Here is a 25,133-nt window from a genome sequence, read left to right on the forward strand (position 1 = left end):
CCTACTTCCGCGGCCATAGAGCTAATAGTTGCCGGTTCCAGGCATTCCGCGGTTGCCCGGAATCGTCAAGGCCCTCACCCCGCATCGGAACCCGCGCTCTTCAGTTGTTCCTCCCGGTACTGGCCGGGGGACAAGCCGACCATTCTCTTGAACACCCGGATAAACGAAGTCGAGTTGGAGTACCCCAGCAGGTCCGAAATCTCCTGCACCGTCACGTCCGAATCCCGGAGCAGACGCTTGGCGTAGTCGATCCGCAGCCCGATCAGGAAGTCGCTGAAGTTCTCTCCGATACTCTCTTTGAACAGCTGGCTTAAGTATTTCGGGTTGATCTGGAACCGGTCGCTGAGCAGGGTCAGGGAGAGGTTCGGATCCATGAAGTGTTCCGCGACGTAATCGCGAATCTCCCGCATCAAGGCGTTATAGCGGCGACTCTGCGACAGCTCGGCGATCTGCTCCGAGAGCAGTCCCAAAGCGTGCGCGAATTCCGCCTCAAGCTGCTTTAGCGTGTCCGAACTTTCCATAGCGGCCAGCAGGGCAGGCTTGGCGTCCCGGCTGAAGCTCTTGATCGCTTCGGGCAGAGCGCCTTCCAATTCATACTCCAAGTGGAAAACGAAATAGTGCAGAAGCCGATCGACATCGTCTTTGCGCAGCCGCTTCGCCGCGATCTCTCCGAACAGCCGCTTCAGCTCGCCCGCCCACTCGTTCTCCGACAAGCGAAGCTGGCGTACGACGGTCCGGATGATCTCCAGGTAGGCGAACCATTCGCCGTCCGGCTTCCCCTTCACTTCCACCGCGTCGATGATCTGGTTGAGGCCGAGCGTCACCTTGCGGCTGACCGCCGCCTCCGCTTCCTCGTACGAGCGCCCGATGGAAGCCTCGTCCCCGGCAGCCGTTCCGATTCCGATCGTGACGGTGAAGTCGAGGTGGCCCTCTACCCAAGAGCGGACCTGCTCGCAGAGCTGCAGCATCCGATGCTCCAAGGCTCCGCCGTCCTCCGAGATGAGAAGAATGACGAATTGGTTCTTGGAGACCCACTCGGACACGATCTTGAGGCCGTGCTGCTCGGCGGTCTCGATCGTCACGCTGCTGACGATAAACTTGAACAGGGATTGATCGTTCGGATTGTATTTAAGGCCGAATTGAACATAGTGGTCGAGCTCCAGAACGGCGACGATAAAATGGCCGTCCGACAGCCCGAAGTGCTGCCGTTCCTCCTCCCAGGCGGCCTTGTCGCCTTCGTACTCGCCCTTCAGCAGGAGCTGGAGGAATTGCTGCCTCCGAATGACCAGATGCTCCTGCTGCTGCTCTTGAAAGGCCATGTTGTTCGTAATCAACCGTTCGATCGCCTGATCGATGAACGCGAATTCCGTCTCGTCGGCCTTCCGATCGGTCCCCTTGACCGCGGAAGAGAACCGCTCGATGCGGTTCATGATCGATTCGATCGGCTTGTAGCTTCTCCGGGCGACGTAGAAGGTCGAACCGATGGCGAATACGATCGAGCCGATTCCCAGCCAAACCCAGACCGTGCTCCCGTGAAAAAGGAATTCGAGCAATTGCCCGCCTTTGATGCTGATTCGATAGGTCCATCCCGTATAGTCCGAGACGATATCCGCTCCGAGCTTGGACTTCGGCGCTTCCGGCTTGCTCTCCCCGTCCATGGAAAGGCCTTGGGCATCGTACAGCTTCGCTTCCGTAATCTTCGGGTCGATCATTTGATTCACGAACGAGTTCAAAGAAGCTACCTTCACGTTAATGATCAAGTACCCCAGGCTTCCCGAGTTGCGCGGAACCCGGAAGCCGAGGGTCGTGACCAGGCTCGAAGCCGTTCGCTTGCCTAAATATTCGTTCTCCTTAAGGCGCGGAGACGACCAAACTCCCGGATACGCGCGCTCCAGGGATTCGAGAATATAGTCTCGGTCCGGGAACTGGCCGAGCGGCCGCAAAGCGCTCTGGTCGAGCACCCGGTCGTCTTTGGCGCGGTACAGGTAGACGGAATCGATCAAGCCGTACCGGACCATAAGGCCGCTTAACAGGTTGGACACTTGGTAATCCAGCAGCCGATCCGACGGTTCATCCAGAAACTTCTGCAGCGTGCCGCCCGGCTCGATGATTTCCTGCGCGTCGAAGGAGATGTTCTTGAGCGAGCTGTCCACCATATTGGCGACGTATTCGGCCGTCAGGCGGTTCGCCTGGATCGCGTTGCGGACGTAAAGCTGGTTCATGACGGAGAAAAAAATAAAAATCAGCACGCTGACCGTGATAAACAGGATGGGGAGATAAGAGAACAGCATCCTTCGAATATAGTGGTTGTTGCCTTTCATCCGCCCCATCCCCCGTTTCAAGATAAGAGGGACAATCCCCATGCCCGGCTGTGGGGTTTGTCCTTCCGATTGCTTACTTCTTCATGTCCAGATAAGCGGCCCTTCTCTCGTCGATAATGGCCTGCCCGCCCAGCTTCAGGTATTCCTGAACGCCGGCGTCGAACGTGTCGCTGAATTTATCCGGCTTCGCCAGGATGCTCTTCACGACGATCTCGACCACCTTGCTCTTGAGCGTCGTGCCGTATTTGATCTCGGCCTCGATCGGGCGGTCGAAGCGCGGCAGCGTGTAGCCGTCCTTCAGCGCGTTGACGATCGTCTGCTTCGCGAGCTCCGAGTAGCCCGGGAACTGGAAGCCTGTCGCTTCGATATTCTTCTCCTCGGAGCCGAAGTCCTTGCCGTTGGAGATAATCGCGATATCGCTGTTGTTGTAGAACGTCTTCTTCGCCTCGTCGGTCGTGATCGCCTTCGGATATCCGTTCTCGAGCGTGTAGTGCTCGCCCTCGTTGCCGTTCTGGAGCTTGAACAGAACGTCCGACTGGGACATCCAATCCAGGTACTTGATCGCTTCAGCCGCGTGCTTGCTCGTCTTCGGGATCATGATATGGGCGCCGATCGGGTCGTAGATTGCCTTAGGCGTCTTGCCCTCCGCGTCCGTGAACGGGTCCATCGCGACGTACTCGGCCCCGGGAACGTTCTTCTTCAGCGTATCGAACACGGCGCCCGGAGCCATCAGGTTCTGGTGAGCGGCCAGCGCGGTGAAGGCGCCGACATAGCCGTTCGCCACGTCGCTCTCGAATTGCTTGCCGTCTTTATCCAGCGCGAAGTCGGAATTGATAAGGCCCTCCGCATTCATCTTGTTAAGGAACTGCAAGCCTTCTTTGTAGCCCGGCTTCATGATCTCCGGGATATTGCTCGAGGACGACAGCGCGTAGAAGTCTTCCTCCGACTGCGGCTCGTTGAACGAATTGATGAGGAGACCGGGGCTCGTGATCGTCGTGCCGTCCCATGCGCTGAAGTCGTAAGGAATCGCCTTGCCGCCGGTTTGTCCGGGATCCTTCTCTTTAAACGCTTTCATAGCGTTGTAGAATTCCTCCGTCGTCGTCGGTACGGGCAAGCCGAGCTTATCCAACCAGTCCTTGCGAATGTAGGAGGACTGAGTGAACTGCAGCGTCCGCTTGGCCGGAATGGTGAATTGCGTTCCGTTGAATACGCCGTAGGACAGAACCTCGTCGCCGAGGAACTTCTTCAGGTTCGGGCCGTACTGGTCGATCAGCGCGCCGACGTCGGTCAAGCCGCCGTCTTTGACGTAGTTATAGATCGTGTTCATATCGTACGTGAAAACGATGTCCGGAGCGTCTCCGGTCGCCATGAGCACGTTGAGCTTGTCGACTTCCTGATTCCGGGGAACCGGAACGAATTCCATCTTGATATTGTTCGGGTCGCCGAAGTTCTTCTGGATCCATTGCGTCCAGTAGTTGTCGGTGACCGGCCCGGCCCCTGCCGGGGCGTTGCCCCGATCGAACACTTCCACTCTTAGGGTAACGGGATCGCCTTTCGGCACCGAGCCGTTCGTTTCGCTTCCCGAGGATGCCGAAGCGGAAGCCGGCGACTCGGAACCGCTTTCATTTGAATTCCCGGAGCAGCCCGTCAGCACGCTCATCAGCAGAGCCGCGGCAGCCGATGCAACAAGCCATTTCTTTTGCTTTGCTTGCATTTTTTTTACTCCCCTTTACGAATATTTTAGGCCAAACCGCTATGTTTTTCACCTCTTAAAAAACAGAGGGAATAACCAAAAATCAGACTTTCTCCAGCGGGTCTCGCTTATGGAGACCGGGTATCCAAACTATACGGGGAGGCCCGCCGGCGGAACAATAGTCTCTTTTCCAAGCATGAACCGAATTCCGAATCCCTTGGTGCGACTGGGCTCGACGGCCTCAAATAGAAGCAGCGCCCGTCCTCCGGGGACGAGCGCTAACGGCTTCGGACTCGACTTCGCGGGACGGCCGCAGCCTTTCCCGAGGAGCCAATCTGAATTCGGTATGTCTCTTGAAATCGGTCAGCCTTGCGCTGCAAACCATGCGTATTTCCGGCTTGAATGGGTTAAACTAAAAAATGTCGAACAATATTGATTGTTCGACATTTTTTAGGTCCTTTTTTCCTATTGATAAGCATTATAGCCTAGATTTGGTATCAAGACAATGCTTGATCCAATAGATGCCGCATGCTTTCCGCCACGAAATCCGGAGCGTTCTTCTTCATCAGCTCCACGGTGTGCAAGTACCTCTGGGTCGTGTTGATCTGAGTGTGTCCGAGCGTATGCTGAACCTGCTGAAGCGAAGCTCCGTGCAGCAGAGCCATCGTCGCGTTGGTATGCCGAAGCCAGTGGGGCGTCACCTTCTTGCCGATCCCGCATTCCCTGCACGCTCTTACGATGATTCTCTCTACTTGCCGGCTCGAGATGGGGAAGACGCGATGCGATTCTTCGGCCTTCAGGCCGCGTTGCTTAAGCTTCTCGCGTATGGCCGGATCGTTAAGCAGCTTCCAGAGCGCCTCGGGAACCTTCACCTGGCGGCTCTTCCCCCCTTTGCCGTTGACGATGCTCAGCCACACGGCGCTCTCCGATGGATCCGTCATGAAGTCCCCCCATTTGATCTGCGTCAATTCGGACACCCTCAACCCTAGAATGGCCATATTCAAAGCCATCAACCATTCCCTCGCGCCTTTTCCGCGGAGATGTTCAAGCAGCCGAGTCAGTTCCCCTTGCGTCAGATAGTGGTGCCCGCTCGTCACTTGAACTCTCGGCAATCGGACCCGCGAAGCGGGATTGTGCGCGAACAATCCGATATTGGCGTCGCTCCCCCACTTGAAGAAGGAACGGAGCGGCGCGATCAGGCTTGCGATCGCCGAAGGAGACAACGGCTTGCGGGTTTCGTTTCCGCTAAGCAAGGATGTCTTGAACCGTTCCATATCGTGCCAGGTCACGTCCTTGAACGGTTTGGAGCCTATGAATAACCTGAACTCCAACAAGGCTCTTTTGTAATTCCTTACGGTATTCGGCCTATGATAGCCGCCAAGAAAGATTTGAATCATCTGTTCGTCAGTCAACTCAAGCCGCTCCCCCACGGCCCGAACCGCTTCGGTCTCCGCGTGCACGATGCCAGCCCCCTTTCTGATTCGAACAATCAATATTGTTCGACACCGGGCCACAGCGCCCCCTGATAAGTCAACCATCCAACGGGAAGTGTCCTCTCATGAGAAAATCGCTCAGCTCCGGTCTTCGGACCTTGGGAAGAAGCCTCGATTCCGTTACTTTCTCGCACAGCCTTCGAGTCGGCCTGCTTGCCCAAGCCATGTCCGAACCGTTGCGAATGTCCGACGAAGATCGTCAAAAGTTTACATTAGCCTGCTGCTTCCATGACATCGGCAAGCTTGGCATTCCGGATTCGATCCTGTTAAAATCCGCTCCGCTCGACCCGAGCGAGAAAATACGGTTGCGCGCCCACCCCTTGTTCGGATTGGAGTTCATCCGGAAGCTCGGGTGGAGCGACCGTCGCATGCTGGACACGATCCGGTCCCACCATGAACGATGGGACGGCACGGGCTATCCGGACGGACTGTCCGGCCGCCGCATCCCCTCCTGGGCTCGCATGTGCGCGGTGATCGACGCCTTCGACGCCATGGTTCAGCCGCGCTCCTACAACAGCGTCAAGTCGCTTAAGGAAGCCAAGGAAGAACTGGACGCCCAGCGGGACGTCCAATTCGACGGCCGATACGTCGATCTGTTCCTGGCGCTTCCGGATTCGACGGTCGAGCGGATTCAAAGCATTCAATAATATAATTCTACGATTAAGGCAGGAGGGTTACGATGATCCAGATTCAAACCCACAGCGTTCGTCCGGGCCAGACGTTGGCCAAGCCCGTTCTGGGCAAAAACGGAGCGGTCATTCTGGCAACCGGCACCAAATTGACCGAACGTTATATCGGCAGGCTCAAAGAGCTTGGCATTTCAGCCGTTTGCGTCCATGAGGAAGCGGCGTCCTCTCTCGCCGCCCCGGCCCGGGACACCGCCCCTTCCTTCCAAGACATCCATGACGGAGCCAGCCTGCAGGCTTCCCGCGCGGCCGTTGCCGACACGGTAGCCGATTTCATAGGCGGCGATGCGATCCTGAAGCGCTTGTCCGTGCCTTTGCTTGGGCAACGTTTCCTCCGCATTTACGGTCATATGCTCGACTACGTCAGCCGTCAGCCCGTCATTATGGAACAGCTGGCGCTTCTTCACGACAAGGATCCCTTTCTGTTCCAGCATGCGATGAACGTCTCCGCCTATTCGGCCATCGTCGGATTCGCCAACGGCTACAGCGAGTCGCAGCTGTACGAGTTGACCGTAGCCGCCCTTCTGTTCGATATCGGAATGGCGAGCGTGCCCCAATCTCTGTATGCCAAGTCCGGATCGCTGACTCCGATAGAGAAGGAACGAATCGAAGCCCATTCGATCGAAGGGTATCAACGGCTTTCCGAGCTGGAGGGCATCCCCTACACGGCCGCATTGTGCGCTTTGCAGCACCATGAACGATACAACGGCTCCGGCTATCCGTTCGGCATCAAGCAGGAAGAGATTCATCCTTACGCCCAAATCATCGGAATCGCGGACATTTACGATGCCCTGGTCTCTCCTCGCCATCATCGGAAGGCTTATACGCCCGGCGAGGCGATCGAGTATTTGTTCGGCTCCGGCGATACCCTGTTCAATCTGTCCTTCGTCAAGCTGTTTGTCGGGCATGTATCCATTTATCCGGTCGGAAGCCGCGTGCGGCTCAACAACGGACAGACGGCGATCATCGCCTCGGTCGATCCCTCCTTCGTCCAACGCCCTATCGTCAAAGTCATTCAGGAACCGGACGGGAGCTTGGTCCTCTATCCGTACGAGCTCGATCTGAAAGACAGTCTCGAGGTGGTCATCTCGGACATCGTCCAGTAATGGGCGAAACGATGACGCACGCTTATCGCAGAGCGCAAAAAGACCGTTCCGAAGAGCAGAACGGTCTTTCGTCGTGTTGTGTGCGCAAGGAAGCAAGATCCGGTAGCCATAATCGGTTTGAATGAATGACAAGGCGGTGTACTTTTGTATATCTTACCTATTCTTGTCGAAAAGAACAACTTTTTGCTTCTAAAGTCATGGGAAAAAAGGACGACCCGAGGACCCTCCAATCAAAAATAAGACTCCTGCCGGAAGAAACCGCACAAGGAGTCTTATCTTATTTTCCGAATAGCGTTCGGTTAAATCCTCAGCCTTTGACCGCGCCGATCATCACGCCGGACACGAAGTACCGCTGCAGCCACGGGTACGCGAGCAGGATCGGCACCGTCGCGAACATGATGCTGGCCGCCTTGATGCCTTCCGGAAGAAGCTCTGCTTGGGATGCTCCTTCCTGAGCCGTCAAATCCGTCACCATGCTGTTCATGACGACCTGATAAAGCTTGAGCTGAATAGGGTACAGCTCCGAGTTCGTGATATAGAACAGCGCATCCATGAACCCGTTCCATCTCGAGACCGCGTAGAACAAGCTTAGCGTGGCGAGCACGGGCATCGACAGCGGCAGGACGATGCGGATCAACGTGCCGATATGGGAGCTGCCGTCCAGATGGGCCGACTCCTCCAGGCTCTCCGGAATCGAGGAGAAGAACGTCCGCAGGATAATCAGGTTGAACGCGCTGATCATCCCCGGCAGGATAAGCGACCAGAGGCTGTCCAGCAGGCCGAGCTGCTTGATCAGCAAATAGTCGGGAATGATGCCCCCGCTGAAGAACATCGTGAAGACGATGATCAGCATGAAGAACGACCGTCCCTTAAGCCTCTCTTTCGTAAGCGGGTAAGCCGCGCAGATGCTCATGATCATGCTGATGATCGTGAACGATACCGTCAGGAAGATCGTCAGCCCCATCGACCGCAGCATCCTCGAATCGGAGAACACGACCTCGTAGGCGTGCCAATCCCAGCCCTGCGGCCAAATCGTCACGCGGTCCGACAGGATCGCGTCTTTGGTGCTTAACGAGACCGCGACGATGTGCAAGAAAGGAATCAGACAGATCAGCATGGCGACGCCGATGACGGCCATGATCGCGATATCCGACGGACGAACTCTGGATAATTTTCTTCTCGTTGCGGTTGCCGTTGAGTTTGTCATGTCCATGCCTCCTAATAGATTCCTTGCTCGCCCATGCGCTTGGCGATCGTATTCGCCCCGACGACGAAGATCAGTCCGACGATCGCCTGAAACAATCCCATGGCGGTCGCGAGCGAGAATTGAGCCGATTGAAGGCCTGCCTTATACACGAAGGTGCTGATGACCTCCGAATAATCCATGACGAGCGTGTTCCCCATCACGAACGGGCGCTCGAAGCCGATCGTCATGATGTGCCCGAGCTGCATGATAAGCATGACCACGATGGTCGATCGGATTCCCGGCAGCGTGATGTGCCTCATTTTCTTCCAGCGGCCCGCCCCGTCGACATCCGCGGCTTCATAGAGCTCCCTGTTGATTCCGGTAAGCGCCGCCAGATAGATGATCGTTCCCCAGCCGGCGCTCTGCCAGATTCCGGTTCCCAGGTAAACGAACAGCCAGTGGTTCTTCTCCGTCAGGAACGGAACCGCCTCGAAGCCCAGGGACGTGATCAGGTTGTTGAGCAGGCCGCCCTTGTTGGAGAAAATCTGATAGACGAGGCCGCCGATGATGATCCACGAGATGAAGTGCGGGAGGTAAAGCAGCGTTTGCGCGGTTTTCTTGAACCAGACGACCCTCAGCTCGTTTAAGAGAAGAGCCAGCAGGATCGGCGCCGGAAAAGAGAACAACAGGTCGAGCAGATTAAGCAGAAGCGTGTTCCTCACGACTTGATAGAACTGGCTCATCGCGAACAGCTGCGTAAAGTTCTCGAAGCCGACCCATTCGCTGCCCGATATGCCTTTGAATAGGTTGTAATCCTGGAACGCGATCGCCGTGCCGTACATCGGAACGTATTTGAAAAGAACGAAGTAGACGATCGGCAACATCAGCAAAAAGTACAGCTGATAGTCTCGGCGGAACCATCTAGACTTGCGAACCTTGCTCGCAGTCCTCAGCTCCGCCGTCGGACTGACCTGCTCGATAATTTGATCCATGCGTATCCCTTCTCTCTGTCGACATGCGGCAACGGGCCGGGTAACCCAAGAATACGGGGACGTCCGGAACGCGCACAATAGACTCTTTTCCGGCCGTTAACTGAATTCCGCAAGCCTTGATGCGACTGGGGATTTCGGCTTCCGATCGGAATTCGGTGCATCGGCGGAATCGGGTTCATGGCATGCGAAAGCACAAAAGAGCAGGATCGGCCGTTCGCCTCCTGGTAAAGTCGAGATAACACGGATCGGCCCCCTATATCCGACTGACAAAGGAGTTGCGAAACATGGAATGGATAAAGCCTTACTTGTTTAAACGCTTGCCGAGCCTCCGGGAAAATGCGGCCGCTTGGGCGTCCCATATCGAGCGGCATTGGGACCTTGAATTCTATCGCCCGCAATCGCCCATGAGCGCTGAAGAGGTTCGGCAACGGATCGATCGGTTTATGCCCGAATTGCGGCCGGAGTTCGAGGCGCTGCTCGCCGCTTCGCCGGATCTTCCCGGCCAAGCCCAGTTGATCGCCATGGTTAACCTGCGCCCCTTCTTCTCCGGCTGCAGCAATTCGATTTCCCTGCGGCTAGGACATCCCACCTTGATTCGGAATTACGACCTCGGAATCGATGGCTTCGCCGGCGTATTCCGATACGAGCCGCTGCCGGGCGACGGCTGGATCATAGGTTCCGCCGAAGGGGGATGGGGATACCTGGACGGCCTGAACCACCATGGTCTCGCGTTGTCCATCACCTTCGGGGGGAACTACGCGACGGGCGACGGCTTCGCGATTCCTTTGATCGTCCGGTATCTGCTGAAGACTTGCTCATCGGTACCGGAAGCGGCCGAACGGCTGCGCCGGCTTCCTCATCGCCTGCATCAAAATATCTCCCTCCTGGACCGCGAAGGGAGATATTCCGTCGTTTACGCTTCGCCCACAGGCGCGACCGAGGCGCAAGGCCTTCTCTGCTGCACGAACCATCAGCCGCACCCGGCGCCCGCAGCGAACCATTCGACGGAACGGTTCGAATTTCTTAGCCGCTTGAGCGGAGAGGTATCGCCGGAGCGGTTCCTTGAGCCTCCGTTATACAACCGGCGGTACTCCGATCACTTCGGCACGCTTTATACGGTCGAATTCGACCCTGTAGCCGGAACGGCCCGCTATCTCTGGCCTCACGAGAAGGTGTTGCTCGCGACCAAGAATTCGCCGGAGACGGAGATCCGCGTCACCCTTTCTTCAGAATGATCTTCCCGTTCTCGATCCGGTAGATCCGGTCCGCTACGTTCTCTAGCAGCCGCGCATCATGCGTGACGAAAATAATCGTACCCGCATAGTCCTTCATTAGCTTCTCCAACGCTTCCACGGCGGGAAGGTCGAGAAAGTTGCTCGGTTCGTCCATCAGCAGAATGTTGTATCTCCCGAGCAGCATTTTGGCAAGCTGCAGCTTGATGAGCTCTCCGCCGCTTAAGACCGACAGCTCCTTGCCGACGTCTTCGGGAGCGAAGCCCATCGCTGCCAGAACGGCGCGGATGTCGGATGCCTGATAATCGCTATTCTCCGCCATGTAGGCCATCACGGCCTGATTCTTCGCGAGCTTATAGCCGTCCTGAGCGAAATAACCGATCCGGGCTTTGGGAGATACGGAGATACCTTCCTCGCGACCGAGGATCATTCGGAAAAGCGTCGTTTTGCCGGCTCCGTTCGGGCCCGTAATCGCGATCTTGGCCCCGAGCGGGAATTGGAAGGACGCCTTGTCGAAAACAACCTTGTCCCCGAACCGCAAACCGATCCCGCTCCCCATGATCGGGAACGGATTGTGGAGCGCAAGCGCCGGACTCTGCCGGAATCGGACGGAGCGGATCGCCTCGGGAGGCTTCGCGTCTCCCATCGCTTCGATACGATGCTCCAGGTTTCGCGCCGCCTGATGCAGCTTCTTCTGCTTGCTGCCCAGCGTCTTCTGGTGGCCGAGCCGTCCCCCGTCTTCCGATTTGTTTCTCCTTGCAGCTCCTTTCGCCGACTGATCGACTTTCTGCGCCTGCCTCTTTTTCTCCAAGATGGCCTTCTCCAGCCGGTCTCGTTCCGCCGCATATTGCCGATATTGAATTGCCTGGGCTTGCCGCTCCTCTTCCTTCTGGGCCAAATAGTCGGAATAACCTCCCCAATATTCGGCGATCGTGCCATCCTTAAGCTCCCAGATCTTATCGACGACTCGGTCGAGGAAATACCGATCATGGCTAACCAGCAGCAGCGCGCCGGAATAAGCCCGCAGCTGATGAACCAGGAAGTCGATGCCTTCTAGGTCCAGATTGCACGTCGGTTCGTCGGCGAAAAGGCCGTGAACCTCGTCGGACAAGGCTTGCGCGATCTTGCGACGCGTCTCCTCGCCGCCGCTCGGCCGTTCGCTCAGCCGATCCACGCCCAGCTTGCCGAGCATGGCGTAATTGGGGGCTTTCTGAGGAGACGCTTCCTCCATCTGAGGGATATAGGCAAATCGGCCTTCGCGCGCGATATGGCCATGCGGTACCGTTATTTCGCCCAGCAGCGCTCGAATCAGCGTGCTCTTGCCCGCTCCGTTCGCCCCCACCAAGCCGATCCGGTCATAGTCGTAAATCTCCAACTCGTCGATAGCCAGGACGTCTCGTCCCTTATATTCCACATAAAGCTCTTTCGCTTTGATCAATAAACTCATGGTCGTTTCCTCCTTCAGAAATCGCAGAATCGCCGTTTCTCGTTCGCAGGATAACCTGCGATTCTTGAAGGGGAACCTATATAAAGAAGTACCAGTGCATTGGCATGTTCTGCATGGCCAACCCTCCCTCGTCGAATAAAAAAATACAGACCGGCACCCCACATAGGCGGGCATCGGTCTGCATTTCAAGCACGAATAAGGACACGGCGACGCGAAAACAAGCCTAATTAAGGCTATATCCGCCCTCGCAGTCTATGTCGCTTCATGCGCATGAATAAGCAGCTCAAAAAAGCCCACGAATGTGGAAAAAGGCTCTTTTGCGGCTGGCTTATCGAATACGCATGGAATGAAGCATAGATCGCGTGCCTCCTTTACAAGTTAGTACATATATAACATTGACCGGATCAGACTGTCAAATCGGCGAAACCCAAGAAAGCAGATACCGGTAATAAAACCTGCGCCGGATTCTCGCGCCGGGCAATATCTCGTTAGCCGCCTGCCGAATCTCGCTGAGAGACTCTTGGGGTTCCGCGATCCGAACGCCAATGTCCCGCATTCCCCCATGCAGGCGGTCCATGACCCGGATCGGCAGCACTACCAGCCCGGAATGGACGTAATCCATCGCCGACTTGTTCGCGGACAAGCCGACGACGAGAAGCTTGCCCCCGGGAGCGAGGAACTGGCGCATCTTGATCAAGGCCGATCGCAGCTTCATGTGGTGCAAAGCCGCCACGCAAGTGATCGTCTGGTAGCGTTCGGATTCGGAAGGGACGGGCCAATCGAGAAAATCCCCATGAACCAGCGACGCGTTCGGCACCATGGCTAGCCTCTGTCGGGCGCGTTCGATGGCGTTCTCGTCGGGGTCGATTCCGACCGCCCGATCGACGAACGGCGCAAGGCGATGCAGAAGCAAACCGTCCCCGCAGCCAATATCGAGAACGCGTCCTCCTCGTTTTTTCGCATCCGCGATTAAGATGTTATGAAAGGCCGTGTTGTGATTCCAGTAGGTCTCCATGGTCCTCTCCTCCGGTTGCAGTTCCTGCAAGAATAATATGGTACGATAGATGGATGTAAAAAGGAGTGAAGCAGCATGCCGAACGATCGGCTTCAAACATTGATCCTATTACGCGAAGAAGGGCGAGCCAAGCAAGATCAGGCTCTTCTGGCGGATGTCCGCGCCAAGCTGCAGGAGCTTCTGGCGGAAGATCCGGAAGACCCTCTAGTAAATTACCAGTTAGGCATCGCCCATGACAATTCCGGACTGGGCAAGGAAGCGATTCCCTATTACGAAAGAGCCCTGCGGCTCGGGCTTTCCGACGCCGATCTGGAGCGCTGCCTGCTCGGGCTCGGCAGCACGTACCGCTACTGGGGCCATTACGGTAAAGCCGTCGAGACGCTGCGAAGAGGCGTCCGCGAATTCCCCGACAACAGGGCTCTCAAAGTGTTTTTGTCCATGGCGCTTTACAATGACAAGCAGTATAAAGAAAGCGTCGAGCTTCTCATTGCCAACCTCATGGAATCCACCGCCGACGAGAAGCTGCTTTACTTCAAGCGCGGCATTATGGCGTATGCGGAGGACTTGGACGAGACCGCCGAATCCTAATCGGGGACGACCGACCTATGTAGGATAGACGATGGCCTCGCCGCTATGGTTGCAAGATTTTCCCATAGTTAATCCCTGCGGGTTCCTCTTGTGACCTTCTTCACATTCATCGGATGCCGAGCCTCTTACAATAGAGGCAGGATCTCATCCCTTGACTGGAGGAATCGTTCATGAAGCTGGAACTGCTCTCGATCGGCCAAAGCGCGGCCAAGGTCGCCGCCGAAGGCGGACAACTGATCGTCGACAAGCTGAGCATTTACGGATTCTTCGCTTTCTGCCTTATCTTCGTCGCTTGCTCTCTGATCGCCCCCGCCCTGATCTACGAGAAATACTTTAAAGCAGGAGACGATCCCGCCGGACAGGACGGCCCGAACTTCACCGCCTAAGGGCGGTTTTTCTTTTGGGCAAAAACCGATATGATGAGTATTAGATAAGGTAGAGAGGAGCATAAAGATGGAACGATTCGCCTGTGTCACCGGAGCCGATCACGGTCTCGGCTTCGCTTTCGCGGAAGGGCTGCTGGAGCGAGGCTATTCCGTTTGGGCCGGCCAGTATTTAGCTTCGAGCGAACCACTGGAACGATTGACGGCCAAGCACCCCGGGAGGTTGACGCCCATTCCTCTCGATATCTCTAGCAGCGACAGCGTCGCGGCTGCGGCGGACCGGATCAAGGCCGGAACGGACCGGCTGGAGCTGCTGATCAACAACGCGTCGATTCTGGGCGACATTCAGGCCAAAGCGACGGATCCGCTGAATTTCGAGGAGATGCAGAACGTGTTCAACGTCAATGCTCTCGGCTCGCTTAGGGTAACGAATGCGCTCCTTCCTTTAATTCTTCGGAGCGAAGACAAGCTGATCGTCAACATCTCCTCCGAAGCCGGCAGCATCGCTGCTTGCTGGCGGGACGGCTGGTTCGCCTACTGCATGTCCAAGGCCGCCCTGAATATGCAGACGGCTTTGATCCATAACGAGCTGAAGAAATCCGGCGGGCAAGCGATGGTGTTCCATCCCGGCCACGTCCGGAGCTATATGCGGGGAGAGCTCGACGTAAGCGGTACGCTGACTCCTTCCGAATCGGCCGAATCCATCCTCGGCATCGTGGCCAAGCATAAGGAATTTATAGGGGAAAAGCCCGTGTTTCTGGACTATAAAGGGGATGCGATGGAGTGGTGATTGGGATTCACGAGCGTAGCCGGCGCTGTAAATCTCGTCACTGCCCTTTAAACCCTCTACTCCGTAACGGGTTCAATCGTTTTTGTGTTGGCTAACTTATTTGCTATTAGGTAAATTACAAAGTATGGAAGAATGCTATAAGTGTGGTGCCAATCTAACATTTTATAAAGTCCGAGCCGTATGGCTAATTCCTCGCCAACAAAAGCGGTAGCTACGGAGAAGAAAATGGCTTTGTAAACTGGTTTTATGTGCGGTTTTATTTGTATAAGCGACATAATTACGACAGGCATTAAAGTAAGATCCCATGGAACCATTGCGGGAAGGTAAGGAGTTACTTCAACTCTGTATTCCCATAGCCCCATTTGATCCCCAATTGTGTCAGCCGTTAACGAAATCGCAATGACAAAATATCCTGCATATAACAATCTTCCCGTGCTGTTTTTTTTGCGAAAAAAGAACCACCACCACACCCAAGGGATTACCGAAAGCGCTACCGCTAACCACCATCTCCAGGTAAAAAGTATTTCCTCGCGCCACATTTGGGATACTTTGTGATAGGCCTCGGTAAATTCATATTGTATCTTGTCTATTTTCTCCCAATCCACACGAATCCCTCACCCTGTGGGCTTTTCAACGAATATTATTGGTTTGGTGCACCCGGAGGATAATAAGCCGGTGGAGATTTGAGCCAACCTCGCTCACGCATCTTTACCTTTAAATTCGCTCCGAACTTTGCTTGCTCATATAGCATATTCGCCCACATCAAACCTAAATCAGACCGTACAGCTTCCAGCATGCTCCGGCAACATTCCTTAGTGACCAACAACAGCTTTGCCGCGAGGATGTTCGCTATCTCATCGTCAGTCATTCTCGCTCCCGCAGGAACAGCTCCAGCTTCTGACTTCGGCTTATCCGATGGCATTGGAGGAATAGGTATTCCAAATTCCTCCATCATTTTTTGTATACGCTCTGATTGGGCACTGCAAATAGTAACTGCTTCATCGAGCAGCTTCAGCAGGTCATTGTCGATCGTTGTATTTCTTCCAATCTGTTCAAGGACGATGGCCTCCTCAATATAGGCCGCATATTTCCATAAATCCATCACTTCGCCAGCGTGTATCGGTGGTTCCGGTTGATCATTAACTAGTGTCTTGAAAATTTGCGTGACGGCTTCCATAACATTTGCCATATCGATGTTGCACCTCCCAAATAATATTGTCTCTAGGAACACTGGAAATATTCGTACTCCTATGTACAAAGCTTTTCCTTTTACCTGGACCAATATGTCGGGAATCGTCTCCCGTTAGTTGAATAAAATCAGGGGGCTTCAGCAGGATTCCTGCGGCTCCAAGAAGTGAACTCGCAGTCTAACGGACACAAGAGACGCTTAAAAGCGCAATAAAATTCATTTTCAAAATATAACGGACATTAGCGACGCTTAGAGTGTAGTTTCCTGCTTTAAACAGCCATTTTGGGGCTCTAAGGGTTTCTGGTGACCGTTAGAGTTTTCGAAGGTTGGTGTTAAGATTTTAAGCGTCGCTGGTGTCCGTTAGCCTCCCCCGCCCCTCCGAAACGGACTTTTTGGACGGCCTCGACCTCTAAGAACTGCTTTTATTTGCTGAACTATCCTGCCCGTTAGCTTAGTGCCAACTACAATCAAGAAAATCGATGTAAGTCTTACTAGGATTGATTGCCGCATGAACTCATTCAATATCTTTCATATGAGATTGGAAAGAACGCCTCCCGCTTTGAGAGGCGTTCTCCTGGATCGAGGCATTAACAGCCGCCGGAATTTACGATCCTGCTGGGACTCCTGGCTCCGCAGGCGGTGGGATAATCTCGCCTTCCGCATGGGCGGTGTTGACGAACACGGGCTCGTACGGAACCATGTAGCTAGCCGTATCCGCAATCGCGAGCGGCGTGCCGAGCGTATTGAACACCCCGGTAATCTCGTCCGACAGCAGCAGTGACGACAGATCATGAGCTTGCGGGGTTGCCGAAGGATCGGTCCAGAGGATGTAGGTATCCTCGTCTTCCCCGTCGAACTTGGCGAGCCAGACGTCTCCGAACTTGGCGACGCCCTTCGCTGCCTTCGTATCCAGCTGATCGCGGGCGGCGACATAGGCCAGATAGGCCGGCTTCGGGTAACCCCAATAATCGAGCAGTCCAAAGTGATCCTCCGGATAGTAGCGCCGTTGATCGCGGTCCTTGTAGTTATACCAGAAAATTTTCTCGACGCCGCCCTCCAGGCCGAGCGTGTAGACCTTGTTCAGATAGGACGCTTCTTCCATCCGCGACAATCCTTCGACCAAATGATCCGTGTCGGTGGCGGGATCGCCGTAGCCGAAATACTCGCCCGGCGCGTTGCCGGCGTGCGGCGCCCCTACCTCGGTGAACCAGATAGGCATATCGAGACCGTTCTTCGCCATTTCGCTGCGCGTGAAGTCGAGAATATCTGGCAGCCACGTCTCGGGGCTCGGGAAGTCCGGCCACGCGTACGGATGCAGAGACAGGATGTCGAACATGGGCGCCACGTCGCTCGCGAGGAACGTCGAGAGCGACGCCTTGCGGTTCGTCGGCTCGGCGATCTGGTAGATAAGCTTCGTATCCAGTTCAAGGTCGTCGACCGCCTCGCGGATCGCAGCCGTTTTGGCCTGTAAGTTCTCCCAGTAATACGGCTTCGACCAATGGCTCAAGTTCTCTTCCAGTCCGAGCTCCCAGTACTTGCCGTCGGGATCGGCCTGAACGTAATCGGCAAGCGTATCGGCCAGATTTTCAATGTCCGCTTGCGGCATCGGTTCAAAGTCGGCGGTGTGCCACAGCTCGGCGTGAACGAGAGGCAGTTCCTCCCAGCCGTCCGCACGGCGGCCGGCCATCAGGGAACCCCATGCCGCCGGCGCAAGCGTGCTTGGCGTCCATGACTGCGTCTTGCTCCATCCGCCAATGTTCGGGTCTTCGAGATCGGCGTGAACCATTCCGAACGCCGAGTCGGGGCGGTCCACGCGAGTCGCAGGCGTCGGCAACACGGCGAAGCCGTACTCCTTCGCTTCTCCCGGCACGCGGTCGCCGATGACGAAGTCGCTCGTGCTCTGGAAGACAAGCCCGTAGTATCCCGTCGGCAGCTCGGTCGGCGAGTCGATAGTGGTCGTCTCCTCGAAGGAGAGCGAAATCGGGGCGCCGAGCGGCTGACCCTGGTAGTCCTTCCATTGCGCCGTCAGCGTGATGTTCCCGGGCAATTGGAAGTCGGGGCCGCTGCCGTCGGAAGTGGTCTGCGTGAATCGCAGCTCCGTCAGGTTCAGCTTCGAGGCGATAGTGCCGCCGGCGTAATGATGCGACGTGTAGGCGTCGATCTCGATCGTCTTCGCTGGTATGCCGCCGGAAGACGATCGGAAGCTGACGGCGGCCACGCTGCTGGCGGCATTGCCGGTGCCGTAGACGGTCTGCGCGACGCTGCCGCCTTCCGCGTCAATGAAGGAAATATCCGCGCGTTCAAGCGAAAAGTAGGTATTCAGGTTGAAGGCGGACAGATCGAGCGAGTCGATGTACGCCTCCTTATCCATCGTAACCGTGATCCTCGCGTACCTGCTTGCTTCCGGTCTGCCGAAGAAATCGTAAGCGACGCCGTAAGCGCTGCCGTAGCTGGTCTTGCCATCTGTCAGGAGAGTCTGCGCCTGATCGATGTTATAGCTGGCGTAAGGCTCGACTCCCGGCTCCACGGAGATCGATTGGAGATTCGCGAACGTGGAGTCCGGCGCCTTGCCGGTGATGTCCAGCTCGGTCAGATTGATTTTCCAAGCGTTGCCGACACCGGTGTAGATGCGGAAGATAACGGACCTCGCCGCTATCGGTTCGGAAGCGGAGTACGTTGCGGCAGTGGACTTCGTCGTGTTGGTGACGCTCGCCGGCTCCGTCGTCTCCGTGCCGTCCGGCCCTATGAAGGTGACGTCCCCTTCCCGCATGCTGAACTGGGTATTCATGTTGAAGCCGTATAACGCAAGCGACTGCACGGAGGCAACTCCGGTAAAGTCGATGATGACATCGACATAGTCGTTCGCGCTCGTGGCGTTCCACAGATCGAAGAATACGCCGTAACCGGTGCCGTATGAGAGCTGCCCGTCGGTCAGTACAGTCAAAGCGTTGTTGATATTCGCCGTCTGATAGGGTGTCTTGCCTTCCGCGAAGGAGATCGACTTGATCGAGGAATCAAGCGAATCTCCGGCGAAGAGATGCGGTGTCACATCAACCGAGAACGGCACGCCAGTCTCATGGACATGATTCTGAGCATCGTCCTCGACATCGAGCGCGATGGTGCCCAAAGTCTCCGGTTCCCCTGCAGCATGCGCGGCGGCGGAGAACGGCAGCGGAACGCAGAGCGTCGTTGCGGCCAACGCGGCGAGCAGCGTCCTACGCAGCCGTCCGCGTGGCTTCACGGGCTTATTCGAGGTTTTCATATCGATATATCCCATCCTTTCATCCTTTATTGTTCGATACAGAGCGCCGGTTCGACGACAACACCTCATCTCCCAGATCCGATCCTATTCCTCTCCTTCGTCTATTAACTGCTAACTAGAGCAATATAACCCTTGGCGGGCAAGCGAATGTTATTCGGAACGGGCAACCGATCCGATAATCGGACGAAAGTCCCGTCGATGGCAATCTCCTTCTCGCACGTATTGGCATTAAATAAGATCCAGACCGTCTCCCCTTCTCCTTCCCGCCGAATAACCTCTACGCCGCTTGGCAATTGGAATGGCGCAATGGAAACCCCTGCTTGTTCCGCTAGGGAAACCAACCATTCCTTGCCTGCCTCCCGCGCAATCGTTGTGCCGACGTAATGCGCCGTACCTGAACCGTACTTATAAGAACTGATTACCCCTTGTCCTTGTCTGAAAGTGTTCATATATTCCGCCGCAAGCACGGCACCATGCTGCTCCAGGCTTTCTGTCCAATGACGGTTCGAACCGGAAAGCCGTTCGCCCTTCACCTCGATTCCGACAGTCGCAATGGATTGCTCGAATACGGGCTCCCACTCCGTCACATGAATGCCGAACAAATCGGTTAATCCTGCGGGCAAGGATTGCTGATGAGCGACATTGTCCTTGTTCTTCACGGAGGTTAAGAATGTCGCGATGAGCGTGCCTCCGTTGGCGACATATGCCTTAAGCTTCGCCTGCAGCTTGCAATCCGTCACAAACAGCGAGGGTACGATCAGCAAGGCATACCGATCGAAACCTGCTTCCGCGGAGATGACATCCGCGCCGATCCCCGATTCCAGCAGACGGGCATACCATTCCCGGGCATGATCGACGTATGTGAAATCGTGGTTTACGGGCTTGATGCCCAAAGACCATAAAGAATCATAATCGAATAACAGCGCCGTATCGCAACGAATTTCCGTTCGTTCCAGCATATCGGCCATCTCACGCAGGTCGCTCGCAGCCGCCCTCACCTCCTCGTATCGCCTGCGAGGAATCCCATCCGCATCGAGAATGGAATAATTCAGTTGCTCGGCTCCGTAAGGAAACTGCAAATATTGAAAATGAGTGACCAGTTCCGCACCGCTGGCGAAAGCATGCAGCGCGAGTTGCTTAATCGCTCCGGGATAGGGCTGCAGCCGACCTTCGAAGCCCCATAGCCCATGCCCGCCTCCGCATGCCAGTTCCAGTACCCAGAAGCGATGATTATCGGTCGATACGGCGACATTGCGGGCAAGCGACCACTCGAAAGAAGCGGCATAAAGATCCTCGCCCCGCAAATTCGGATAAGCATCGACGCCGTAACGGTCCATTGGCGCGAACGCATCGAAATAATTAATGCTATTCGTTCCGGTACCCGTGCCGTTCGTCGTAACGGTCTGATTGGGACTTCCGAAAGTTCGAAGCGCCTCGGCCTGGATCTGTAAATATTCGATCTGCGATTGACTGCAGAAGCGCTCGAAATCCAGCCGCAACGACGGGTTATCGAAGAAGGCAGGGATGGGGGAAATCGAATTCGCCTCCATCGTAGCCACAGGCAGACCGATTTGCTCGAACGAATCGTAACGTTGTCCCCAGAAGACCGTGCCCCAACGGGCATTCAACTGCTCGATGGATCCGTATTTGCGTTCCAGCCAAGCGTGAAACTGTCGCTTGCAGAGGTTGCACCGGCATCTGCCGGTTCCTTCTTGCGCCATCTCGTTGTCGATCTGATAACCGATAACGCGAGGATGATCGCGAAATCTGGCCGCCAACTTCTCGGCAATACGGCTGGACAGTTCGCGATAGCGGGGATGATTGTAGCAATAATGCCTTCTGCTGCCGAAAGGACGCTGGCGCCCTTGACTGTCGACATACCCCATATCCGGCATTTGTTCGGTCAGCCAGGCCGGAGGAGCGGCAGTCGGCGTGCACAATACGGTCCAAATCCCCTTGCTGCTTGCCCGTTCGACGACGGATTCGAGCCACTCGAACCGGTAAATGCCTTCTGCCGGTTCCAACTCGCACCATGCAAATTCGCCAACCCGGATCAAGTTCATCCCCGCCTCCGCCAGCAGCGTAAGATCGGATTCTATCTGTTCATGCGTACGCAATTCCGGGTAATAAGCAACGCCATAGTAATGCATATCGTTTCCCCTCGCTCCTCAGGTGAAGAGGCAGGGGCTGCATCGTTGTTCCAGTCCCTGCCTCCCCGAACTCGCGCTATTGATTATTCCTGGACGAATAGCTTTCATTAACCTCTTGAACGATCTTGTCCCAGGCCGGCTCGGATTGGAGCTTCCGAATGAGCTGGTCCCAATCTTCCACCGTGTTTTTGCCGATGATGACATTCACGATCATATCGTTTATTTTCTTGCTCCAATCCGCATTCTGCTCGTTCCATGTAACGGACGTAATGCCAAGAGACAAATCAAGCACCGATTGTTTCTCGATCGAGTCTACGAGTTGATGGCTGTAGTCGTTCATTTCGTCGCTCCACAAACCGCTCTCCGCCCGGAGGTATTTGTTGAAATATCCCGGAATCCACTGATTATGCTGGCTGTTTAATGCGGCGGCGGCTTCGGAAGGCTTCGTAACGAGCGGGAGCTTAGGATTCGGAACTTCATAATCTTTACCCTCAATGCCGCTGGCTACGAGCAAGAAACCTTCTTGGGTTGAAGTGTAATCCATCACTTCGAGAATCTTCTTTAATTTCTCTTCGGGAACCTTCTTATTAATCATCAGAATTCCGAAGGATCCGCTGGCCTTCTCATAATATCGCTTGCCGTCAGCCGCAGCCGGAAGCTCGATCGCTTGCACGACCGCATCGGGAACCGATTTGCGGAGCTCCGTCTGCCAGTCCGGCGGCCCGATTACTTGATTAATGTTGGTTATGACCATGCCGACCTTGTTCTGAATAAATAAATCAAATGGCTGGGTTCCTTTCATCACCGGAAAATCAGGAGCGAAGTACCCGGCCTTATACTGCGCTTGCCAGTACGAAAGAGCATCGCGCGTCTCTTGCGAAGCAATGCGCGGGGTCAATCGACCCGAATCGTCCTTAACGAATCCGAACATAGGCGCAAATCCGAATGGGCCGTTGAACATCGACAACAAGTACGTTTGCGGAATTGGGGATCCGCTCGCACCGATGCCATAAGTATCCGCTTTCCCATTATTGTCAGGATCGTTCTTCGTAAAGGCTTCAAGCACCTCTGTAAACTCTTCCGTTGTCTGTGGAACCGGCAAGCCCAGCTTATCCAGCCAATCTTTGCGAATAATGATCGCTTCATGCCCGTCCGTCGGTCTTACCCGCGGGATTCCGAAGAGTTTGCCATTGATCGCAGTGACGTTATAGATGCTTTCCGGTATCTGAGATAGATTGGGATAATCCTTAATGTACGGAGTTAAATCCCAGAAGGCTCCCTGGGCGATTGCATTGGCCCACGCATGGTTGCTGGGATCCCAGACAACGGTGATATCCGCCAAATCATTGGTTGCAAGAACCGCGTTCAACTTATCCTGATAGTTGTTGGACGGTGCGAACGTTATGTTCATTTTCACATTCAGTTTCTCATTCAACTTCTGTATACGCTCTATATCCGAAGGAGTGGATTCTCCGTAAGTGGGCGCAAGAACCGTAATTTCGACGGGCGCCTGCGCTTTCTCTTCCGGACGGTTCGATTGACTCGGATTTGCCTCTTTTTCATTGCTTCCGCATCCCGCTACGGCAATAGTGGCCGCGGCAAGGAACGGCAATAATGTTCTTTTCCACCGTTGGTTCACGTTTGGACCTCCCTTAATAAGGTTGACTATCTTATCGCTCCCTTTAAATTTATACCTTGTCTAGACCTGAAGCATCGATCGGCGCCATGATCCGCTTCAGGCATAGGCATCCCCCCTTTCCTGCAGTTGGTTCGCCTCATCCTTTAACGGAACCCAACATCATGCCGGAGACGAAATATCGTTGCAGAAACGGATACACGGCGATAATCGGAAGCGAGGATACGATAACGGCAGCCATCTTCAAGGTCTCAGGGGGGAGCCTCTGTTCCACGCTTAACGCTTGAGCGGCAGCGCCGCTGCCTACCCCTGTCGAAGCGTTGAGCAGCATCATTTGCAGGACAACCTGAAGCGGCCGCTTCGCATCATCGGTAATGTACATGACGCCCGCAAAGAAGGTGTTCCAGAATCCGACTCCGTAGAACAACCCGAAGGCTGCGATCGCAGGGATCGAGACGGGAACGATAATTCGGAAGAACACGCCGATATCGGAACTGCCATCCATCTTGGCGGATTCCTCCAATTCTGCAGGAATCTCCTGAAAGAAACCCTTCATTAGCAGAACGTAGAAGGCTGAACTCAGCGATGGCAAAATTAAAGACCAGATGCTGTTCATCAGACCGTATTCTTTAACGATCATATAGGCGGGAATCATTCCCGGATTAAACAGCATCGTAAATAAGATCCCGCCGAGAATAACGCGCCTGCCCTTCAATCGGCTGCGGGAAAGTCCGTAAGCCAAGGTCGAGGTGACCAGCAAGCTGCAAGCGGTTCCAACGATGGCCAGAAAACCGCTGACTCCCATAGACCGCATGAAGCTTCCGGACCGAAAAATATAATCGTAAGATGCCGTGCTCCATTCCCTCGGAAACAACAATATCGGTGTCCTCGCGTATTCCGACGGCGAAGTGAAGGAAACCAGCACGATATAGATAAACGGCAGCAACGTCGCGAGAGCAAACAAGGACAGTAGACCGTACAACGCAAGATCGACTGCTTTATTTCTCCCTAAGGCTGTAGTGCTGATATCAATACACTCCTTCCTCCCCAAACTTCTTGGCCATCCGGTCGGCCCCTATCACGAGTACGAGCCCGACGACGGATTTAAACAAGCCCGCTGCGGTTGCAAAGCTGAAATTCCCTTGCTGCACTCCAACGCGATAGGCATAGGTGTCGAATACATCGGCTACGGAAGCAACGGGGGCGCTCGTCATCAGGTACACTTGTTCGAACCCGACGCTTAGCAGGCTGCCAAGCCGCAGGATCAATAGGACGATGATTGTCGATTTAATTCCGGGAATGGTGATATATCGAATCTTCTGCCAGCGGTTCGCACCGTCGATTTGTCCCGCTTCGTATAGCTCGGGATTGATTCCGGTCAAGGCAGCCAGAAAGATAATCGTGCCATATCCGGCATCCTTCCAAATGCTTTGGGCGGTCAACATCGTCCAGAATCGATTGGCATTCGTCAGGAAATCAACCTTGTCTCCACCGTAGTCTGAGATGATTTTATTGATAATGCCTTCGCCCTGCCCCAAGATAAGGTAGCAGATTCCGACAATAACGACCCACGACATAAAATGGGGCAAATAAATCGTCGTTTGCACGAATCTCTTGAATTTCACAGAGCGAAGCTCATTCAGCATAATCGCGAGGGCGATCGGCGCCGGAAAGAAAAAGAGCAGATTCAGGAAATTAATGCCGAGCGTATTGCGGAGAAGAATAGGAAAATCCTCATGCAAGATGAAAGTTCGAAAATGCTCGAATCCCACCCAATCGCTATGCCAGAATCCAAGGAACGGAGAATAGTCTTGAAAAGCCAGCGCGATCCCCCACATCGGCGCATATTGAAACATCAAGAAATAAAGAACGCCCGGCAAGATCAACAAATACAAATACTTGTCCCGGCGTATCGCCGCTTTCCAATCACCCACTGTTCATCCACCTTCCTGCAATCAACTCTA

At 54.9% G+C, this 25,133-nt stretch carries 20 protein-coding genes; 6 read left to right on the forward strand and 14 right to left on the reverse strand.

Annotated elements, in window-relative coordinates; translation table 11 throughout:
* Positions 1 to 74 precede the first annotated feature (74 nt).
* From H7B67_RS13010 to H7B67_RS13020, 3 genes are all read right to left on the reverse strand, one after another.
* Positions 75 to 2,321: a helix-turn-helix domain-containing protein gene (locus tag H7B67_RS13010; protein WP_185120248.1), complete on the reverse strand. Its 2,247-nt coding sequence runs from the start codon at positions 2,319 to 2,321 to the stop codon at positions 75 to 77.
* Between the two features lie 73 nt (positions 2,322 to 2,394).
* Positions 2,395 to 4,035 (reverse strand): extracellular solute-binding protein, encoded by a 1,641-nt coding sequence (locus H7B67_RS13015; RefSeq protein WP_185120249.1) that lies wholly within the window; start codon positions 4,033 to 4,035, stop codon positions 2,395 to 2,397.
* Between the two features lie 476 nt (positions 4,036 to 4,511).
* Entirely contained in the window at positions 4,512 to 5,474 is a 963-nt protein-coding gene (locus tag H7B67_RS13020) for a tyrosine-type recombinase/integrase (RefSeq protein WP_342592584.1), read from the reverse strand.
* 98 nt (positions 5,475 to 5,572) lie between these two features.
* Here H7B67_RS13020 and H7B67_RS13025 point away from each other — a divergent pair, with 98 nt between their 5' ends.
* Both H7B67_RS13025 and H7B67_RS13030 read left to right on the forward strand, forming a co-directional pair.
* A complete protein-coding gene (locus H7B67_RS13025; RefSeq protein WP_185120251.1) occupies positions 5,573 to 6,154 on the forward strand; it encodes an HD-GYP domain-containing protein in 582 nt (193 codons plus the stop codon).
* Between the two features lie 32 nt (positions 6,155 to 6,186).
* Positions 6,187 to 7,299, forward strand: a complete 1,113-nt coding sequence (locus H7B67_RS13030; protein WP_185120252.1) for an HD-GYP domain-containing protein — start codon at positions 6,187 to 6,189, stop codon at positions 7,297 to 7,299.
* 307 nt (positions 7,300 to 7,606) lie between these two features.
* On the opposite strand, the gene H7B67_RS13035 is transcribed toward H7B67_RS13030, so the two are convergent.
* Together H7B67_RS13035 and H7B67_RS13040 are read right to left on the reverse strand one after the other, a co-directional pair.
* Positions 7,607 to 8,506, reverse strand: coding sequence for a carbohydrate ABC transporter permease (locus H7B67_RS13035; protein ID WP_185120253.1), 900 nt, complete (start codon positions 8,504 to 8,506; stop codon positions 7,607 to 7,609).
* Between the two features lie 11 nt (positions 8,507 to 8,517).
* Positions 8,518 to 9,369 carry an ABC transporter permease gene (locus H7B67_RS13040; RefSeq protein WP_245363863.1) on the reverse strand — a complete coding sequence of 284 codons (852 nt, stop codon included), beginning with the start codon at positions 9,367 to 9,369 and terminating at the stop codon, positions 8,518 to 8,520.
* Positions 9,370 to 9,761: 392 nt separating this feature from the next.
* Between H7B67_RS13040 and H7B67_RS13045 the strand changes: the two genes are divergently transcribed.
* The gene (locus H7B67_RS13045) at positions 9,762 to 10,712 is read left to right on the forward strand and encodes a C45 family autoproteolytic acyltransferase/hydrolase (RefSeq protein WP_185120255.1); all 951 of its coding nucleotides are present in this window, start codon (positions 9,762 to 9,764) and stop codon (positions 10,710 to 10,712) included.
* Here H7B67_RS13045 and abc-f read toward each other — a convergent pair.
* Together abc-f and H7B67_RS13055 are read right to left on the reverse strand one after the other, a co-directional pair.
* Positions 10,693 to 12,156, reverse strand: a complete 1,464-nt coding sequence (gene abc-f, locus H7B67_RS13050) for a ribosomal protection-like ABC-F family protein (RefSeq protein WP_185120256.1) — start codon at positions 12,154 to 12,156, stop codon at positions 10,693 to 10,695. The genes H7B67_RS13045 and abc-f overlap by 20 nt on opposite strands.
* Positions 12,157 to 12,568: 412 nt before the next feature.
* The gene (locus tag H7B67_RS13055; RefSeq protein WP_185120257.1) at positions 12,569 to 13,171 is read right to left on the reverse strand and encodes a class I SAM-dependent methyltransferase; all 603 of its coding nucleotides are present in this window, start codon (positions 13,169 to 13,171) and stop codon (positions 12,569 to 12,571) included.
* Between the two features lie 75 nt (positions 13,172 to 13,246).
* On the opposite strand from H7B67_RS13055, the gene H7B67_RS13060 reads away from it, so the two are divergent.
* The 3 genes from H7B67_RS13060 (at position 13,247) to H7B67_RS13070 (ending at position 14,932) form a co-directional block, all read left to right on the forward strand.
* Positions 13,247 to 13,759 carry a tetratricopeptide repeat protein gene (locus H7B67_RS13060; protein WP_185120258.1) on the forward strand — a complete coding sequence of 171 codons (513 nt, stop codon included), beginning with the start codon at positions 13,247 to 13,249 and terminating at the stop codon, positions 13,757 to 13,759.
* Between the two features lie 170 nt (positions 13,760 to 13,929).
* Positions 13,930 to 14,145 (forward strand): hypothetical protein, encoded by a 216-nt coding sequence (locus H7B67_RS13065; protein ID WP_185120259.1) that lies wholly within the window; start codon positions 13,930 to 13,932, stop codon positions 14,143 to 14,145.
* A 67-nt stretch (positions 14,146 to 14,212) separates the two neighbouring features.
* The gene (locus H7B67_RS13070; protein WP_185120260.1) at positions 14,213 to 14,932 is read left to right on the forward strand and encodes an SDR family NAD(P)-dependent oxidoreductase; all 720 of its coding nucleotides are present in this window, start codon (positions 14,213 to 14,215) and stop codon (positions 14,930 to 14,932) included.
* 56 nt (positions 14,933 to 14,988) lie between these two features.
* Here the strand turns inward: H7B67_RS13070 and H7B67_RS13075 are convergent, their stop codons facing one another.
* The 7 genes from H7B67_RS13075 to H7B67_RS13105 all read right to left on the reverse strand — a co-directional run bounded on the left by H7B67_RS13075 (position 14,989) and on the right by H7B67_RS13105 (position 25,103).
* The gene (locus H7B67_RS13075) at positions 14,989 to 15,537 is read right to left on the reverse strand and encodes a CBO0543 family protein (protein ID WP_185120261.1); all 549 of its coding nucleotides are present in this window, start codon (positions 15,535 to 15,537) and stop codon (positions 14,989 to 14,991) included.
* Positions 15,538 to 15,572: 35 nt separating this feature from the next.
* Positions 15,573 to 16,121 (reverse strand): DUF3231 family protein, encoded by a 549-nt coding sequence (locus tag H7B67_RS13080; protein WP_185120262.1) that lies wholly within the window; start codon positions 16,119 to 16,121, stop codon positions 15,573 to 15,575.
* Positions 16,122 to 16,725: 604 nt separating this feature from the next.
* A complete protein-coding gene (locus H7B67_RS13085; protein ID WP_185120263.1) occupies positions 16,726 to 19,383 on the reverse strand; it encodes a glycoside hydrolase 5 family protein in 2,658 nt (885 codons plus the stop codon).
* A 104-nt stretch (positions 19,384 to 19,487) separates the two neighbouring features.
* Positions 19,488 to 21,533, reverse strand: coding sequence for a beta-galactosidase (locus H7B67_RS13090; protein ID WP_185120264.1), 2,046 nt, complete (start codon positions 21,531 to 21,533; stop codon positions 19,488 to 19,490).
* 76 nt (positions 21,534 to 21,609) lie between these two features.
* On the reverse strand, positions 21,610 to 23,172 hold the full coding sequence (locus tag H7B67_RS13095) for an extracellular solute-binding protein (protein ID WP_185120265.1): 1,563 nt from the start codon (positions 23,170 to 23,172) through the stop codon (positions 21,610 to 21,612).
* A gap of 136 nt (positions 23,173 to 23,308) precedes the next feature.
* Positions 23,309 to 24,151 (reverse strand): carbohydrate ABC transporter permease, encoded by an 843-nt coding sequence (locus H7B67_RS13100; RefSeq protein ID WP_221468755.1) that lies wholly within the window; start codon positions 24,149 to 24,151, stop codon positions 23,309 to 23,311.
* A gap of 46 nt (positions 24,152 to 24,197) precedes the next feature.
* Positions 24,198 to 25,103 (reverse strand): ABC transporter permease, encoded by a 906-nt coding sequence (locus H7B67_RS13105; protein WP_342592583.1) that lies wholly within the window; start codon positions 25,101 to 25,103, stop codon positions 24,198 to 24,200.
* Between the last annotated feature and the right edge of the window lie 30 nt (positions 25,104 to 25,133).

The organism is Cohnella thailandensis (genome assembly GCF_014212135.1).
Classification (GTDB): domain Bacteria; phylum Bacillota; class Bacilli; order Paenibacillales; family Paenibacillaceae; genus Cohnella; species Cohnella thailandensis.